Raw genomic sequence first — 15,242 nt, 5'->3', positions numbered from 1 at the left:
GACGTCGATGATTCGTGAATCGGATGTCAACAGGTCGTGGACACCCGGCCGATTGTCTTGATCAGACAGCGCCCGGGCCGTGTCCACCTGATGCGGCACACCCTCACGACGGTGAACGCCCGGGCCTCGAACGATCACATGAACATCAACAGGGGAAATGTAATGACGCGTTCCTACGCATCTTTCGGCATGGTCGCGGCGCTCAGCGGTGTCCTGCTGCTCTCCGGATGCGGTGGCTCCAACAGCCCGGCGGCGACTTCGGCGGCCTCCTTGCCCGCCGCCGCACCCAGTGCTGCCGCGAGCGGGGCGCCCGCCGCACAGGCCTCGGGGTCCGCGCAGCCCTCGCAGTCGACGAATCCGTCGGGCGGCTACTGGCCCGCGACCGTACAGCTCGGTCACAACGACAAGCTGGGCAAGACCGTGGTGGACGGTGAGGGCTTCACGCTCTACCGGTTCGACCCGGACTCCCCGAACCCGTCCAAGGCGACCTGCGTGGACGCCTGCGCGGTGACCTGGCCGCCGGTCCTCGCCAACGACAAGATCGTCTTCCAGGGGCTGGACAGGGACAAGATCTCCACGGTCCAGCGGCCCGACGGCACCAACCAGGTGACCATCGGCGGCTGGCCCGTCTACCGGTTCTCCAAGGACACCGCGGCGGGCGAGACCAGCGGCGAGGGCGTCGGCGGCACCTGGTTCGCCATCGCGCCCGACGGCTCCAAGGCCAAGGACAGCAGCTACTGACGAGCCCGACCGGGCCCGGCGCTCAGGTGCCGGCCGGCTCCGGGCCCGTATCCCACGGGGGGGGGAGACATTCATGACGCCGAAACCGATCACCGTCACCGTGCACGCCGACGACCCGCTGTCGCGTGCCGGAGTCAGCAGTTGTCTGCGGGGCCGCCCGGACATCGAGGTCCTGGAACGGCCCGCGCCGGCCGTCGGCCGCCGCTCGGTGGCGGTCGTACTCACCGACCGGGTCGACGAGCCGGGTGCCGCGGCCCTGCGCCGCCTGGTCCGCGGCGAGTCCCAGCAGGTCGTCCTGGTCGTCGACGGGCTGCGTGAACGGGAGTTGCTGACCGCGGTCGCCTGCGGGGTGCACACCTTCGTGTGGCGGCACCAGGCCACCGGCGACCGGCTGGAACAGGCCGTACGCTCCGCCGCGCGCGGCGACAGCGAGGTCCCGCCCGACCTGCTCAACCGGATGCTCGTACAACTCGGGCGGCACGGCTCGGGCAGTCCCGTGGTGGCCTCGGTCACCGGGCTCGCCGACCGCGAGGTGGAGGTCCTGCGGTTCGTCGCCGAAGGGCTGGACAACCGGCAGATCGCGGGGAAGCTCGCGTACTCGGAGCGGACCGTGAAGAACATCCTGCACGGCCTGATGACCCGGATGCAGTTGCGCAACCGGGCCCACGCGGTGGCGTACGCCCTGCGGGAGGGATACCTGTGACGCTTCCCGGGCGCCCGCGGCACGAGGAAGCGGAGAACCACCGGTGATCCACGAGATCGACGAGGCACTGCGGCGCCTGCTGAGTGCCCGGGCGCTGCCCGGGGGCGCGGCGGAGGTCGTGTTCGACGCGCCCACGCGCGACTGGGCGGCCCGCCGCAACGCGCCCACCGTGAACGCGTATCTGTACGACATCCGTGAGGAGGTGGCCCGCCGGGAGCGCGGTGCGGTGGCGCTGCGCGACGCGGCAGGCACGGTGACCGAGCGTCGCCAACCGCCGCGCTGGTTCCGGCTGTCGTACCTGGTCACGGCCTGGACCAAGCGCACGGAGGACGAACACCGGCTGCTGTCCGCCGTTCTCGCCGGTCTGCTGCCGTACGAAGTCCTGCCCGCCGAGTACCTGGACGGCGGCACCCTGCCCGGCCTGGGGGCGGCGATCCCGCTCACGATCGGGGTGCCGCCGGCGGAGTCCCGTTCCATCGCCGACATCTGGTCGGCACTGGGCGGCGAACTCAAGCCCTCGCTGGAGGTCGTGGTGATCGTGCCGGTGCAGCTCTCGCCGGACTACACGGTGGCGCCCCCGGTCCTGGAGCCGACGGTCGCCCGGGTGCACGACATCGCGAACAGCCGTACGCCCGAAGGAACTTCAGCGGTGTCGGCCCGACGACGGGAGCTGCGGTGAGCGACGCCCTGCTGAAACGCCTCGGGCTGCTGCGGGAACGGGTGAGCGCCCTGGTCGAGGCCCGGCGCGCCGGAGATCCGTCGGAGGGTGATCCGCTGCGCGGGCTCTACGTGTCGGCCGAGCGGGTGGAGCACCTGCTTGCGGGGTGCGAACGGATCCCCGTAGAGCTCGACGACGCGTACGGAGGAGCCGGAGCGGACGATGCGCTGGGGGAGGTGGCCGTCCGGTTCGGGCTCACGCCGCTGGACATCCACATCCTTCTCACCGCCCTGGCGCCCGACGTGGACCGTGACTTCGAGCCGTTGTACGGCTACCTCAACGACGACGTCGGGCGCCGCCGGGCCAGCGTGGCGCTCGCCCTCGATCTGGCCGGGCTCGCACCACAGGACTGGGCGGCGCGGGCCCGGTTCCATCCGGGGGCACCGCTCACCGCGTTCGGCCTGCTGACCCTGGAGGACGCCGAACGGCCCCTGCCGGGGCGGGGGTTGCGGGTTCCGGAGCGGGTCATCGCGCACCTGCTGGGAGATACCGGGCTGGACGGTCAACTGCTGGGCGCGGTCGAGCTGTTGACGACAGGACAGTCCGTCGGACCCTTCGCGTCCCGGCTCGGGGCGCTCCTCGCCGCCCGCCCCTCCACGGTCTACCTCAGGGGGCGCGGGGCGCAGTCCGGGACGGCGGTGGCGGCGCTCCGGGCGGCAGGCCTTCCGGTACTGCGGTACGACCCGGCGTTCGGCGAACGGCACCTGGTGCCCGTGCTGTTGAGGGAGGCGCGGCTGCGCGGGGCGGGTGTCGTGGTCGGGCCGCTGCCGGAGAAGGCCGAGGAAGCGGGTGCACTGGTCCGGGCGCTGGAGTCCGGCGGACTGCCTCGGCACAGCGGCCTGCCGGCATCGGGCGACGTGCCCGTGGTGCTGTTCGGCACCGAACCCTTCGACCCCCGCTGGTCCGCCGACGGTGACGTGCTCTGCCTCGACGTGCCACCCGAAGCGGTGGACACCCGGCTGCTCTGGGCGGCCCAACTCGGCCGTGAAGCCGAGGAGTTCGACCTTCCGGCAGCCGTGGCCCCGTACCGCCTCGCCCCCGAGCAGATCCGCCGCGCGGCCAGGTCCGCGCGGACGCTCGCCGTGCTGGAGGGCGGACCGCTGACCGCCGCCCATGTGCAGTGGGGCGCCCGGCAGCAGTCGGCGCCCGCCCTGGACCGGCATGCACGGCGGGTGACTCCCGCGGTCGGCTGGGCGGACCTGGTGCTGCCGGCCGGCCCGCGCGAGCAGCTGGAGGAGCTGGTGGTCCGCGCCCGGCAGCGCGAACGCGTGCTGGGTGAGTGGGGGCTGCGGACCGGCGGCGGTCGCGGTCACGGGGTGGTCGCCCTGTTCGCCGGGGAATCCGGGACCGGTAAGACCCTCGCGGCCGAGGTCGTCGCCGGAGAACTGGGCGTGGACCTGTACGTGGTGGAGCTGTCCGCCGTCGTGGACAAGTACGTCGGCGAGACGGAGAAGAACCTGGAGCGGATCTTCGCGGACGCGGACCGCACCGACGCCGTGCTCCTCTTCGACGAGGCCGACGCGGTGTTCGGCAAGCGCTCCGAAGTGAAGGACGCGGGGGACCGCTATGCCAACCTGGAGAGCGCCTACCTGCTGCAGCGCCTGGAGTCCTTCGACGGAATCGCGGTCCTCACCACCAACCTCCGCGCGAACATCGACGACGCCTTCACCCGCCGCCTCGACCTGGTGGTCGACTTCCCCTTCCCCGACCTCGACCAGCGCCTCGCCCTGTGGCGGCAGAGCCTCGCCGGAGTGCCCTGCGCCGACGGCGTCGACCCGGGCCCGTGTGCGAGGGACTTCGCGCTGGCGGGCGGCTCGATCCGGGGCGCGGTGGTCACGGCCGCGTACGCCGCGGCCGGCCGGGGCGGTCGCGTCACGAGCGACGACCTGCTGACCGGCGCGGTCCGGGAGTACCGGAAGGCCGGGCGGCTGGTGGTCGGCGAGAACGACCTGTAGGGCCGAGCCCGGCGCCGCGTCCGCGGCGGCGACGTCCACAACGTGTCCACTCGGCAGGAAGTACGCCCGTCTACCGTGACGAAAGGTGCGAGGAGACCACAGATCCCTCGCCCGGTCACCAACGCGCGCGCGGGGTTCGGCGCGCCCTTTCATCCACCTCGCGAGCACACCTGCCGTCGAGACCGGTCACGCGGCTGATCGCACCGGAACCCGGCGGACGAGCGGGACACGGCCGAGACGCCGGCGTCAGACCCGACTCACCACCCCCAGAGAGGCGAGACCCAAAATGACCGACTTCACGACACAGGACGGCGTACGGATCTTCTACAAGGACTGGGGCACCGGACAGCCGATCGTCTTCAGTCACGGCTGGCCGCTGTCGTCCGACGACTGGGACGCCCAGCTGCTGTTCTTCCTGCACCGGGGGTTCCGGGTGATCGCCCACGACCGGCGCGGCCACGGCCGTTCGGCCCAGGTCGACGCGGGCAACGACATGAACCACTACGCCGACGACCTGGCGGCCCTCACCGAGCACCTGGATCTCCGGGACGCCGTACACGTCGGACACTCGGCCGGCGGTGGCGAGGTGGCCCGCTACATCGGCCGCCACGGCGAGAGCCGCGTCGCCAAGGTCGCGCTGATCGCGGCCGTGACCCCGTCTGTGATCCAGACGGCCGACAACCGGGTCGGCGTCCCGAAGGCCGCTTTCGAGGGACTCCAGGCCCAACTGGCGGCGAACCGCTCCGAGTTCTACCGGGCGGTGCCGTCCGGCCCGTTCTACAACTTCGACCAGCCGGGCGTCGAGCCGTCCGAGGCGGTCATCGCCAACTGGTGGCGCCAGGGAATGATGGGCGGCGCCAAGGGCCAGTACGACTGCATCGACGCGTTCATCGAAGAGGACTACTCCGAGGACCTGAAGAAGATCAGTGTCCCGGTCCTGATCATGAACGGTGACGCCGACCAGATCGTCCCCTACGCCACATCGGGTCCGCGTGCGGTCGAGCTCGTCCAGCACGGCGAACTGAAGACCTACGCGGGCCTGCCCCACGGGATGCCGACGACCCACGCGGACACCGTCAACAACGACCTGCTGGCGTTCATCCAGTCCTGATCGGTCCGCCGTCCGTTCCGGAAGGAGTCATGTCGACATGAGTAACGCACAGCTACGGAAGGTCCTCATCACGGGGGCCGGTACCGGATTCGGGTACGAGGCCGCGATGCGCCTGGCCGAGAAGGGCTTCGACGTCATCGCCGCCGTGGAGATCTGGGCCCAGGTGCAGACGCTGAAATGGCGTGCGGCCGAGCGCGGGGTCAAGCTGCGGGTGGAGAAGCTCGACGTCACCGATGCCGGGGACCGCCGCAAGGCGCTCGGCTGGGGCGTGGAGATCCTCGTGAACAACGCCGGCATCGGCGAAGGCGGTTCGACGGTCGACATTCCCGAGTCGAACATCCGCAACCAGTTCGAGGTCAACGTCACCGGGCCGCTCGTGCTCACTCAAGGCATCGCCAAGCAGATGGCCGAGCGGCACGCCGGCCGCATCGTCTGGGTCTCCTCCAGGGAAGGCCTGAACGTCAACCCGTTCACCGGGATCTACGCCGCGTCCAAACACGCGGTCGAGGCCATCGCAGAAACCATGGCCTATGAACTGCAGGAGCACGGCGTCGAAGTCGCGACGGTCAACCCGGGACCGTTTCTGACCGGCTTCAACGACCGCATGTTCCAGACCTGGGAGAGCTGGGCGGACGACGCGTCCGAGCGGCTCTTCGACTACTCCGAACTCGCCTTCCCCCGGGCGCAGTTCGACCCGGAAGCGGTCTACGCGACCTTGACGGCCGTCGCCGCGGGAGAGGTCGACAGCTTCCGCAACCTGGAACCGAAGTCGATGATCGAGGAGACCAAGCGCCTCCAGGAAGTCCCGTGGCTGCGAAAGGTCACCGACGGCCTGGGGACACGGCATCAGGCCATCCAGAACTCGTACGACATGGAACCGGAGACCCCGGTGTCCGGCTGAGCCCTCCGCCCGTCGCAGGCGGACACGAGCGTCTGCCTGCGACCACCGGCCCGGAGCGCACCGGCGCCCTGCCCCATGACGACCGAGGTCGCGCCCTCTTGGAGGAACGCCATGCCCATCAACCCCACCGTTCTGCAGGACCCCTATCGCAATCGCGGTACAGCGTTCTCGCTCGCGGAGCGAGCGGAGCTCGGGATCGTCGGCCGACTCCCGGCGACCGTCGAGACACTGGACGAGCAGGCCGCCCGCGCGTACGCACAACTCCTGGACCAGCCCTCCGACCTGCACAAGTACATCTTCCTCAACCGGGTCCTCAACCAGAACCAGGTCCTGTACTACAAGCTTCTGGGCGACCATCTCGCCGAACTGCTGCCGGTGGTGTACGACCCCACGGTGGGCGATGCCATCGAGCAGTGGTCCACCGATTTCCGCGACTCGCGGGCGGTCTACCTGTCGATCGACCGGCCCGGGGACGTACGGGCCTCGTTCGAGTCGCTCGGGCTGGGCGCCGACGACGTCGATCTGATCGTGGTGTCCGACGCGCAGGCGATTCTGGGGATCGGCGACTGGGGCGCGAACGGTACCGACATCTCCATCGGGAAACTCGCCGTCTACACGGCCGCGGCCGGCATCGACCCCAACCGGGTCGTCGCCGTCAACCTCGACGTCGGCACCGACAACGAGCAGTTGCTCAACAACCCGCGATATCTCGGAAACCGTCACGCGCGGGTGAGCGGCAAGCGCTACGACGAGTTCATCGATCTCTACCTCACGACGGCCTCGGAGCTCTTTCCCGACGCCCTGCTGCACTTCGAGGACTTCGGACCGTCGAACGCGCGCCGGATCCTGGTCGAGAACGCCGAGACCCACCGGATCTTCAACGACGACATGCAAGGCACGGGGGCCATCGTCATGGCCTCGGTGTTCTCGGCCCTGAAAGTGACGAAGCAACGCTGGGCCGAGCAGCGGCTCGTGGTCTTCGGCGCCGGTACCGCGGGAACCGGGATGGCCGACCAGATCCACGCGGCCATGCTGCGCGACGGCGCGACGCCCGAACAGGCGCGGAACAACATCTGGCTCGTCGACGTCCACGGCCTGGTGACCGACGACATGCACGACCTGCCGGACTACCAGCGGGCCTACGCGCGGTCCAAGGCCGAGGTGAGCGGCTGGGCCGACGGCGAGATCGACCTCCTCACGACGGTCGAACACGTCGGGCCCACCATCCTCATCGGCACCTCCACCGTCCACAACGCGTTCACCGAGGACGTCGTCAGGGCTCTCGCGCACGGCGTGGAACGCCCGATCCTGCTGCCGCTGTCCAATCCCACCAGCCGCATCGAGGTCGCCCCGTCCGAGGCGGTGCACTGGTCCGAAGGGAGGGCGCTGATCGCCGTCGGCATCCCGGTGCCGCCGGTCGAGTACAAGGGCGTCACCTACACGATCGGGCAGGCCAACAACGCGCTCCTCTATCCCGGTCTCGGCCTCGGCACGATCGTCTCCGGCGCCCGTCACGTGACCGACAACATGCTGCTCGCCGCCGCCGAGGCGGTGGCCGGCCAGGTCGACGTGTCGCAGCCGGGCGCCTCCCTGCTGCCGCCCGTCGAGAATCTGAGGGCGTCGTCGGCCACCGTCGCGATCGCCGTGGCCGAAGCCGCCGCAGCCGACGGAGTCGCGACGAAGTCCCACGAGAACCTGGTCCAGGCCGTCCAGGACGCGATGTGGCAGCCGGTCTACCCCACCGGTGTCGTGGAGGAGCAGTCATGAGCCACGACACCGAGCCCGCACCGGAGATGAGAGACCTACCGATCGGGGTCCGGGCGAGCGGAACGCGAAAGGAGTTCGACAGCATGGGCGCCGTCGAGGTGCCCGCGGACCGGTATTGGGGTGCGCAGACGCAACGGTCCCTCGTGCACTTCTCCATCGGCGGCGACCGAATGCCCAAGGAGGTCTACCACGCCTATGGCCATGTGAAGAAGGCGGCGGCGCTCGTGAACGCCACGGCCGGACGGCTGCCCGAGTGGAAGAAAAGGGCGATCGTCCGGGCCGCCGAGGAAGCCGTCGCGGGCGACCTCGACGAGCACTTCCCCCTCTTCGTCTGGCAGACGGGATCAGGCACCCAGAGCAACATGAACGTCAACGAGGTGCTCGCCAACCGCGCCTCGCAGTTGCTCGGCGGCACGCTCGGAACCCAGAAGCCGATTGCCCCGAACGACGACGTCAACATGGGGCAGTCGAGCAACGACACCTTCCCGACCGCCATGCACATCGCCTCGGTACAGGAGATCGATGACCATCTCCTGCCTCAGGCACGGGAGTTGGCCGCCGTCATTTCGGCCAAGGCCGACGAGTGGGCCGAAGTCGTCAAGATCGGCCGCACACATCTTGAGGACGCGGTACCCCTGACGGTGGGTCAGGAGTGGTCCGGCTACGCGGCCCAACTCCGGGCCTGCGTCGAGGAGATCGAGCACAGCCGCGCGGGACTCCTCGCACTGGCCCTCGGTGGCACCGCGGTCGGGACGGGACTCAACGCTCCGGAGGGCTTCAGCCGTGACGTCGCGGCGACGATCGCCGAGCTGACCGGAAAACCGTTCGTCACGGCCGAGAACAAGTTCATGGCACTGGGGTCTCTCGACCCGATGGTGCGGGCGCACGGAGCGTTGCGCGGCCTGGCCGTCGCCCTGATGAAGATTGCCAACGACATGCGCTGGCTGGCCTCGGGACCGCGTACCGGATTCGCCGAGCTGCTGCTGCCGCAGAACGAGCCCGGTTCCTCGATCATGCCCGGCAAGGTCAATCCGACCCAGTGCGAGGCGATCGTCATGATCGCGATCCAGGTCCTCGGCAACGACTCCGCGGTGTCCTTCGCCGGCAGCCAGGGAAACTTCGAGCTGAACGCGATGCGCCCGGTGATCATCAGTAACTTCCTGCACTCCGCGCGGATACTCGCCGACGGAATGGAGAAGTTCCGGGTCTTCTCCGTCAGCGGCACCGAACTCAACCGCGACCGGATCAGCCAATACGTCAGCGAGAGCCTGATGTTGGTCACGGCACTGAGCCCCGTCATCGGCTACCAGAACGCCGCACACATCGCCGAATCCGCTCTCGCCAACGGCCGGACGCTGAAAGAGGCCGCGCTGGCAAGCGGTCACGTCGACGAGCAGACCTTCGACTCCGTCGTCGACCCGCTCTCCATGGTCGGCAACGGATATTCCGGCGCCTGACCCACGGCACCACTCGCTCTGACAAACCATCACGAAAGAGAGAGAAACCCATGCTGGGATTGCCCCTTCTCCGCCGGTCCCGCGCGATAGCGACCGCGGCGACCCTCGCGGCTTCGCTGACTCTCATCGGCACCGGTCACGCGGGCCTGCCCACCGCCGCCCACGCCCAGGGCGCCGCACCGATTCACTGCACGGCTCCGGGCCGTCAGCCGATCACCGTGGTCTTCGTTCACGGAGCGTGGGCGGACTCGTCGAGCTGGAACGGCGAGATCAAGGAACTGCAGGACGCCGGGTGCGCGGTACGCGCCGCGGACAACCCCGTCGAGAACCTCACCACCGACTCCGAGAAGGTCGCCGCCTTCGTGCGCACCATCCCCGGCCCGGTGCTCCTGGTCGGCCACTCCTACGGCGGCGCGGTGATCAGCAACGCCGCGGCCGAGGTGGACAACGTCGTGGGCCTTGTCTACGTCGACGCCGCCGCCCCCGCCGTCGGCGAGCCGCTGAGCGCACTCGACGGCAGCACCTCGGTGATCGCCACCAAGCCGGCCTCCGAACTCTTCCAGCAGGTCCCCGGAACACCGGACGGAAACACGAACCTGCTCCTCACGGAGAACGCGTTCGTGAACTACTTCGGAGACGACCTTCCGCGGGCGCAGGCACGCCAGTTGTGGGCCTCCCAGACCATGACCGCGACCCCGGCCATCGACACGCCTTCGCGCTATGCCGCGTGGAAGACCCTGCCGTCCTGGTACTTCATCTCCACCGGAGACAAGATCATCACCCCGGAGTCCGAACTCGCGATGGCCCACCGAGCACACTCGCACGTGACGGTGTTCCACGGCGGTTCCCACCTCACCCTCGTATCCCACCCGGCCGCGGTGACGGCGGTGGTCACCAGGGCGCTGTCAGCGCTGCTTGCCGAAGGCCGCTGACGGATTCACGACCTTTCCCGTCACAGGCCGAAGACCGCGATCCTGCGAACCGGCGCAGGTAGCGGCCGAGTGCGGGCAGAGTGAGGGTCTCGCCGATGCGGCCGCGGGTGGCGTTGTGCACGGGGACGGTCTCTCCCGGGTGCCGCGAATCCCCAGGTCAAAAGCCTGTCCCGTGGGATTTCCCAGGGACTTTTCAGGGACTTTCACGCCTGTCCCAGGGAGCTTCCGGGGACTTTCCACCACGTAAGCAGGGAAGGCCCTGACAGCGCTGAAAGACATGAACGCGCTGTTCAGGGCCTACTTCCTCAGCATTCGATGATGTTCACCGCAAGCCCGCCCCGAGCGGTCTCCTTGTACTTCACGAACAATCGACATCGCCTCCCGCCGCGTGGTCGGCTGGACCACCGCCGACCACCTGCGGACCGAACTGGTCACCGACGCTCTCAGGTCCGCCTGCCGCGAGCGTCGTCCCACCCGGCCGGTGATCTTCCACTCGGACCGCGGCTGCCAGTACACCAGTCAGCAATTCGCCTCCCTGGCAACGGAGTTGGGCGTCCTCCTGTCCGTCGGCCGCACCGGGCAATGCTGGGACAACGCGCTCGCCGAGTCCTTCTTCGCCACCATCAAAAGGGAGTTGCTCGACACCACCGCCTGGCCCAGCCGGGCCACCGCCCGCACCGCGATCTTCGACTTCATCGAGGGCTGGTACAACTTGCACCGTCTGCACAGCAGCCTCGGCTACCGCAGTCCCGCCGAATACGAGACCGCACTCGCAGCCTGACCGCCACAGCGATGGTGTCCGTCAAAGCGGAACAAGCTCAGGCAGCGAGCCAGACGACGGGGTTGGCACCATGTTGCTTCCAGACGGCAGGGACGGCGTTCTTTACGGAAGTTCCTACGCCACCGCGCTCGTCGCCGCTGGCCTTGCGCGGTGAACAGCCTTTCGATCCGCAGAGGCGGCGCCTGCAAGCGATCACGCTGGTCGTACTGCCGACGCCTTTCCCGCGCGCCCGGGACCTTGCGCCGTCAGTAGGAATTGAACGGGTTGGGCCATGGGGGCGCGGTAATTCGGTGGCGTCGCGGCCAGCGCACCTTCTAGAGTTGGTGGCGTTCGAGCGGCAACCACGCGTTGTCGTAGGTGACTTGAGCATGTCTGGGAGGTGTGACCGATGGCTGTCTCTGTGATGGGCGTTGCCCGCATCCGGAAGTTCATCAAGTCCACTCCCGTGGCCGCCGGCTGACCTCTCTGCTTCTCCCGCGTCTGCGTGCGCGGTGCCGGGGCCACCCTTGTGAAGGGTCACCCCTTGTCTTTCTCTTCTCTCCCGGGTTCGTTCTCGTCGTCTTCCTCTGTGCATCCGTTGCAGCCGTACGGCTGGGATGCGGAGTGGGAGGCCGAGTTCGCCCCGTTCGCCGAGCAGGGTCTCCTGCCCGGCCGTGTCGTGCGGGTCGACCGTGGCCTGTGTGATGTCGTCACGTCGGCCGGTACCGTCCGTGCCGACACCGAGTTCGTCGTCCCGCGTGATCCGATGAAGGTCGTGTGCACGGGCGACTGGGTCGCCGTCGACCCCGAGGGCGGCAACCCGCGCTATGTGCGGACGCTCCTGCCGCGTCGTACCGCTTTCGTGCGTTCGACCTCTTCCAAGCGGTCCGAGGGGCAGATCCTCGCGGCCAATGTGGACCACGCGATCGTCGCCGTACCGCTGACCGGGGACCTCGACCTCGGCCGCATCGAACGGTTCCTCGCGCTCGCCTGGGAGTCCGGTGCCAGGCCCGTCGTCGTGCTGACCAAGGCCGACCTCGTGCCGGACGCGGTGACGTTGTCGTATCTCGTCCAGGACGTGGAGACGGCGGCGCCGGGCGTGCCGGTGCTGAGTGTCAGCGCCGTCACCGGGGACGGGACCGACGTGCTCGGCGCGGTCGTCGCCGGCGGTACGTCCGTGTTGCTCGGGCAGTCCGGTGCCGGCAAGTCGACGCTCGCGAACACGCTGCTCGGCGACGACGTGATGGAGGTGCAGGCGACGCGTGACATGGACGGCAAGGGCCGTCATACGACCACCACGCGCAACCTGCTCGCCCTGCCCGGCGGCGGGGTGCTGATCGACACCCCCGGGCTGCGCGGTGTCGGACTGTGGGACGCGCAGACCGGCGTCGGGCAGGTCTTCGCCGAGATCGAGGAACTGGCCGGGCAGTGCCGCTTCCACGACTGCGCGCACGTCGCCGAACCGGGGTGCGCCGTGCTCGCGGCCCTGGACTCCGGCGAACTGGCCGAGCGCCGCCTCGACAGTTACCGCAAGCTCATGCGCGAGAACCAGTGGATCGTCGCCAAGACCGACGCCCGGGTGAGGGCGGAACTGCGGCGCGACTGGAAGCGGAAGGGGGCGGAGGGCAAGGCGGCCATGGAGGCCAAGCGGGGACGCCGGGCATAGCCGGACACGGTGCCGCCCGGCACCACACAGCGCCGCGTCCGATTTCCGCCAGCCCCGGTGCCGGGGATGGCGGAGACTGGATGGCGTGATGGACGAGGACACCAGGTACGAAGCAGTGCGGAGCCGGGACGCCCGGTTCGACGGTGAGTTCTTCTTCGGCGTCGCGACGACCGGGATCTACTGCCGGCCCAGTTGTCCGGCCGTGACGCCGAAGCGGCGCAACGTGCGGTTCTTCGCGACGGCCGCCGCCGCGCAGGGCTCGGGTTTCCGGGCCTGCCGGCGGTGCCGCCCGGACGCCGTGCCGGGGTCCGCCGAGTGGAACGCGCGCGCCGATGTCGTGGGCCGCGCCATGCGGCTGATCGGCGACGGCGTGGTGGACCGCGAGGGTGTCGCCGGGCTCGCCGTACGGCTGGGATACAGCGCGCGGCAGGTCCAGCGGCAGCTCACCGCCGAACTCGGCGCCGGACCCGTCGCCCTCGCGCGGGCCCAACGGGCGCACACCGCGCGGGTGTTGGTGCAGACCACCGAACTGCCGATCACGGAGATCGCGTTCGCATCCGGGTTCGCCAGCGTGCGCCAGTTCAACGACACGATGCGGGCCGTCTACGCGTCGACCCCCAGCGAGCTGCGGACCAGCACGCCCAAGGGGCCGGCAAACGGGACCGGGCCGGCCGGGCCGTCCGCCGGGATCCCGCTGCGGCTGGCACACCGCGGCCCGTACCAGTCCGCCGCCGTCTTCGACCTGCTGCAACGCGAGGCGATCCCCGGCATCGAGGAACTCACCGGCACCCCCGGCCGCCGCACCTACCGCCGAACCCTCCGCCTTCCCTACGGCACCGGAATCGTCGCCGTCGACGAACGCCCCGGCGCCCTCAAAGCGGCATCCCCCGCTCATCCCGGCGGCTGGCTCGACGCCCGCCTGCACCTCACCGACCACCGCGACCTGACCACCGCCGTACACCGGCTACGACGCCTCCTCGACCTCGACGCCGACCCGTACGCCGTGGACGAGCGGCTCGGCGGCGATCCCCGGCTCGCCCCACTGGTCGCCGCCCGGCCGGGCCTGCGCTCGCCGGGCGCCGCCGATCCGGAGGAACTGGCCGTGCGGGCGCTGGTGGGGCGGGCGGAGGCCGAGCGGCTGGTGCGGCGGTACGGCAAGACGCTGGACGCCCCGTCCGGCAGCCTCACCCACCTCTTCCCCGAGCCGTCCGCGCTGGTGGATGACGCGCCCGGCGATCCCCTGACCGCCCTCGCCACCGCCCTCGCCGACGGCACCGTACGACTCGACGCCGGCGTCGACCGGGACGACGCGCAGGCAGCCCTGCTCGCGCTGCCCGGCATGGACGCCGCCGCCGTCGCCGTCATCCGTACCCGCGCCCTCGGCGACCCCGACGTGGCGCCGCCCGATGCCGACGTCCCGGACGCCTGGCGCCCCTGGCGTTCGTACGCCGTACAACACCTGCGCACAGCAGGGGAGTTGGAGTCCCGATGACCCGCCCCATGACCGATCAGACGACCACCCGCTGGACGAGTTTCGAGAGCCCCCTGGGTCAACTCCTCCTCACCGCCGACGAGTTCGGCGCCCTCACCTCCCTCTCCGTCCCCGGCCAGAAGGGAGGCCGTACCGTGCGGCCGGAGTGGCGGCAGGACCCCGGCCCCTTCCGTGCCGCCGGTGAACAGCTCGGCGCCTACTTCGCCGGTGAACTCAAGGAATTCCACCTGGAGTTCAGGACCTCCGGCACCGACTTCCGCGAGCGCGTGTGGACCGCCCTCGACTCCGTCCCGTACGGTGCGACGACGACGTACGGCGAGATCGCCGCGCGGATCGGCGCGTCCCGGGCCGCCGTGCGGGCCGTGGGCGGGGCGATCGGCGCCAACCCGTTGCTGGTCGTCCGTCCCTGCCACCGTGTGATCGGCGCCGACGGCTCACTGACGGGCTACGCGGGCGGCCTCGACCGCAAGGTGCAGCTGCTGACCCTGGAGGACGCGCTGACGCGCTGAGCTGAGAGTCAGTCGGTCTCCAGCCCCCAACTGTGGATCCGGCGCGGGTGGACGCGGATCACCTCCTCGCTCATGTGCGGCCCCAACTCGTGCGGGCCGACGAGGAGTTCGGCCTCGCCGCGGATGTCGATGCCGCGTACCCTCCAGGGCTTGAGGCTGACGATGTCGTCCACGACCAGCGCGACCTTCGGGTTCTTCCGCAGGTTGCGCCACTTCTTCGTCGTACCCATCGCATAGCCGCCGATGAGGATCGTCCCGTCGTCCTGCGGGAAGAAGCCGACGGGATTCGCCTGCGGCTGTCCCTGGGGGTCGACGGTGGCCAATCGCCCCAGGCGCTGCGACTTGAGGTACGCGCGCTCGGCCTCGGTGAATTCGGTCATGACCGCAGCCAAACACGCCCGCCCGCCGCGCGCATCGGCCTCCGGTCCCAGGTCTTGCGTCCTACGCCGGACAGGGGACGCGGAGCCCGGCACCGGTGATGCGCCGCCGTCCGCCCGTCCCGGCGTGGCACGGTCGCCTCCTTGTGGCCG

13 protein-coding genes and 1 pseudogene are annotated in these 15,242 nt (G+C 69.9%); 13 read left to right on the top strand and 1 reads right to left on the bottom strand.

Translation table 11 applies throughout. From position 1 onward, the window contains the following. The first annotated feature begins 162 nt into the window (after nt 1-162). The 13 genes and pseudogenes from AB0I69_RS10435 (at nt 163) to AB0I69_RS10375 (ending at nt 14,712) form a co-directional block, all read left to right on the top strand. Nucleotides 163-741, top strand: coding sequence for a hypothetical protein (locus AB0I69_RS10435; RefSeq protein WP_359610230.1), 579 nt, complete (start codon nt 163-165; stop codon nt 739-741). A gap of 73 nt (nt 742-814) precedes the next feature. Continuing rightward, a complete protein-coding gene (locus AB0I69_RS10430) occupies nt 815-1,444 on the top strand; it encodes a response regulator transcription factor (RefSeq protein ID WP_359610231.1) in 630 nt (209 codons plus the stop codon). 43 nt (nt 1,445-1,487) lie between these two features. Continuing rightward, on the top strand, nt 1,488-2,123 hold the full coding sequence (locus AB0I69_RS10425) for a DUF4255 domain-containing protein (RefSeq protein WP_359610233.1): 636 nt from the start codon (nt 1,488-1,490) through the stop codon (nt 2,121-2,123). Next, nucleotides 2,120-4,117 (top strand): ATP-binding protein, encoded by a 1,998-nt coding sequence (locus tag AB0I69_RS10420; protein WP_363095190.1) that lies wholly within the window; start codon nt 2,120-2,122, stop codon nt 4,115-4,117. The genes AB0I69_RS10425 and AB0I69_RS10420 overlap by 4 nt, the downstream gene beginning before the upstream one ends. 286 nt (nt 4,118-4,403) lie before the next feature. Continuing rightward, complete coding sequence (locus AB0I69_RS10415) at nt 4,404-5,228, top strand: alpha/beta hydrolase (RefSeq protein ID WP_363095189.1); 825 nt, start codon at nt 4,404-4,406, stop codon at nt 5,226-5,228. A 37-nt stretch (nt 5,229-5,265) separates the two neighbouring features. Next, nucleotides 5,266-6,129, top strand: a complete 864-nt coding sequence (locus AB0I69_RS10410) for an SDR family oxidoreductase (RefSeq protein WP_363095188.1) — start codon at nt 5,266-5,268, stop codon at nt 6,127-6,129. Between the two features lie 111 nt (nt 6,130-6,240). Further along, nucleotides 6,241-7,896 carry an NAD-dependent malic enzyme gene (locus AB0I69_RS10405; protein WP_363095187.1) on the top strand — a complete coding sequence of 552 codons (1,656 nt, stop codon included), beginning with the start codon at nt 6,241-6,243 and terminating at the stop codon, nt 7,894-7,896. After that, complete coding sequence (fumC, locus tag AB0I69_RS10400; protein ID WP_363095186.1) at nt 7,893-9,353, top strand: class II fumarate hydratase; 1,461 nt, start codon at nt 7,893-7,895, stop codon at nt 9,351-9,353. Before AB0I69_RS10405 ends, fumC begins: the two co-directional genes overlap by 4 nt. 50 nt (nt 9,354-9,403) lie before the next feature. Continuing rightward, the gene (locus tag AB0I69_RS10395; protein WP_363095185.1) at nt 9,404-10,285 is read left to right on the top strand and encodes an alpha/beta hydrolase; all 882 of its coding nucleotides are present in this window, start codon (nt 9,404-9,406) and stop codon (nt 10,283-10,285) included. Between the two features lie 364 nt (nt 10,286-10,649). Further along, nucleotides 10,650-11,066 (top strand): annotated as a pseudogene (locus AB0I69_RS10390) (IS3 family transposase); the annotation flags it as partial. Between the two features lie 523 nt (nt 11,067-11,589). Then, a complete protein-coding gene (gene rsgA, locus AB0I69_RS10385) occupies nt 11,590-12,711 on the top strand; it encodes a ribosome small subunit-dependent GTPase A (RefSeq protein ID WP_363095184.1) in 1,122 nt (373 codons plus the stop codon). 88 nt (nt 12,712-12,799) lie between these two features. Further along, nucleotides 12,800-14,203, top strand: coding sequence for an AlkA N-terminal domain-containing protein (locus tag AB0I69_RS10380; RefSeq protein ID WP_363095571.1), 1,404 nt, complete (start codon nt 12,800-12,802; stop codon nt 14,201-14,203). 8 nt (nt 14,204-14,211) lie between these two features. Next, nucleotides 14,212-14,712 (top strand): methylated-DNA--[protein]-cysteine S-methyltransferase, encoded by a 501-nt coding sequence (locus AB0I69_RS10375; RefSeq protein ID WP_363095183.1) that lies wholly within the window; start codon nt 14,212-14,214, stop codon nt 14,710-14,712. A gap of 8 nt (nt 14,713-14,720) precedes the next feature. On the opposite strand, the gene AB0I69_RS10370 is transcribed toward AB0I69_RS10375, so the two are convergent. Beyond that, on the bottom strand, nt 14,721-15,092 hold the full coding sequence (locus tag AB0I69_RS10370) for a PPOX class F420-dependent oxidoreductase (RefSeq protein WP_363095182.1): 372 nt from the start codon (nt 15,090-15,092) through the stop codon (nt 14,721-14,723). Nucleotides 15,093-15,242: the final 150 nt, after the last annotated feature.

The sequence above is a fragment of the Streptomyces sp. NPDC050508 genome, assembly GCF_040655155.1.
Taxonomy (GTDB): domain Bacteria; phylum Actinomycetota; class Actinomycetes; order Streptomycetales; family Streptomycetaceae; genus Streptomyces.
The sequence above is the reverse complement of the archived record's forward strand: the minus strand, read 5'-3'. Positions and strand labels throughout refer to the sequence as shown.

Bases quoted from the DNA above. Each gene is read 5' to 3' on its own strand.
- AB0I69_RS10410 (WP_363095188.1), top strand. From the start codon at position 5,266: ATGAGTAACGCACAGCTACGGAAGGTCCTCATCACGGGGGCCGGTACC.
- AB0I69_RS10380 (WP_363095571.1), top strand. From the start codon at position 12,800: ATGGACGAGGACACCAGGTACGAAGCAGTGCGGAGCCGGGACGCCCGG.
- AB0I69_RS10435 (WP_359610230.1), top strand. From the start codon at position 163: ATGACGCGTTCCTACGCATCTTTCGGCATGGTCGCGGCGCTCAGCGGT.
- AB0I69_RS10405 (WP_363095187.1), top strand. From the start codon at position 6,241: ATGCCCATCAACCCCACCGTTCTGCAGGACCCCTATCGCAATCGCGGT.
- AB0I69_RS10430 (WP_359610231.1), top strand. From the start codon at position 815: ATGACGCCGAAACCGATCACCGTCACCGTGCACGCCGACGACCCGCTG.
- AB0I69_RS10375 (WP_363095183.1), top strand. From the start codon at position 14,212: ATGACCGATCAGACGACCACCCGCTGGACGAGTTTCGAGAGCCCCCTG.
- AB0I69_RS10415 (WP_363095189.1), top strand. From the start codon at position 4,404: ATGACCGACTTCACGACACAGGACGGCGTACGGATCTTCTACAAGGAC.
- fumC (WP_363095186.1), top strand. From the start codon at position 7,893: ATGAGCCACGACACCGAGCCCGCACCGGAGATGAGAGACCTACCGATC.
- AB0I69_RS10395 (WP_363095185.1), top strand. From the start codon at position 9,404: ATGCTGGGATTGCCCCTTCTCCGCCGGTCCCGCGCGATAGCGACCGCG.
- AB0I69_RS10370 (WP_363095182.1), bottom strand. From the start codon at position 15,092: ATGACCGAATTCACCGAGGCCGAGCGCGCGTACCTCAAGTCGCAGCGC.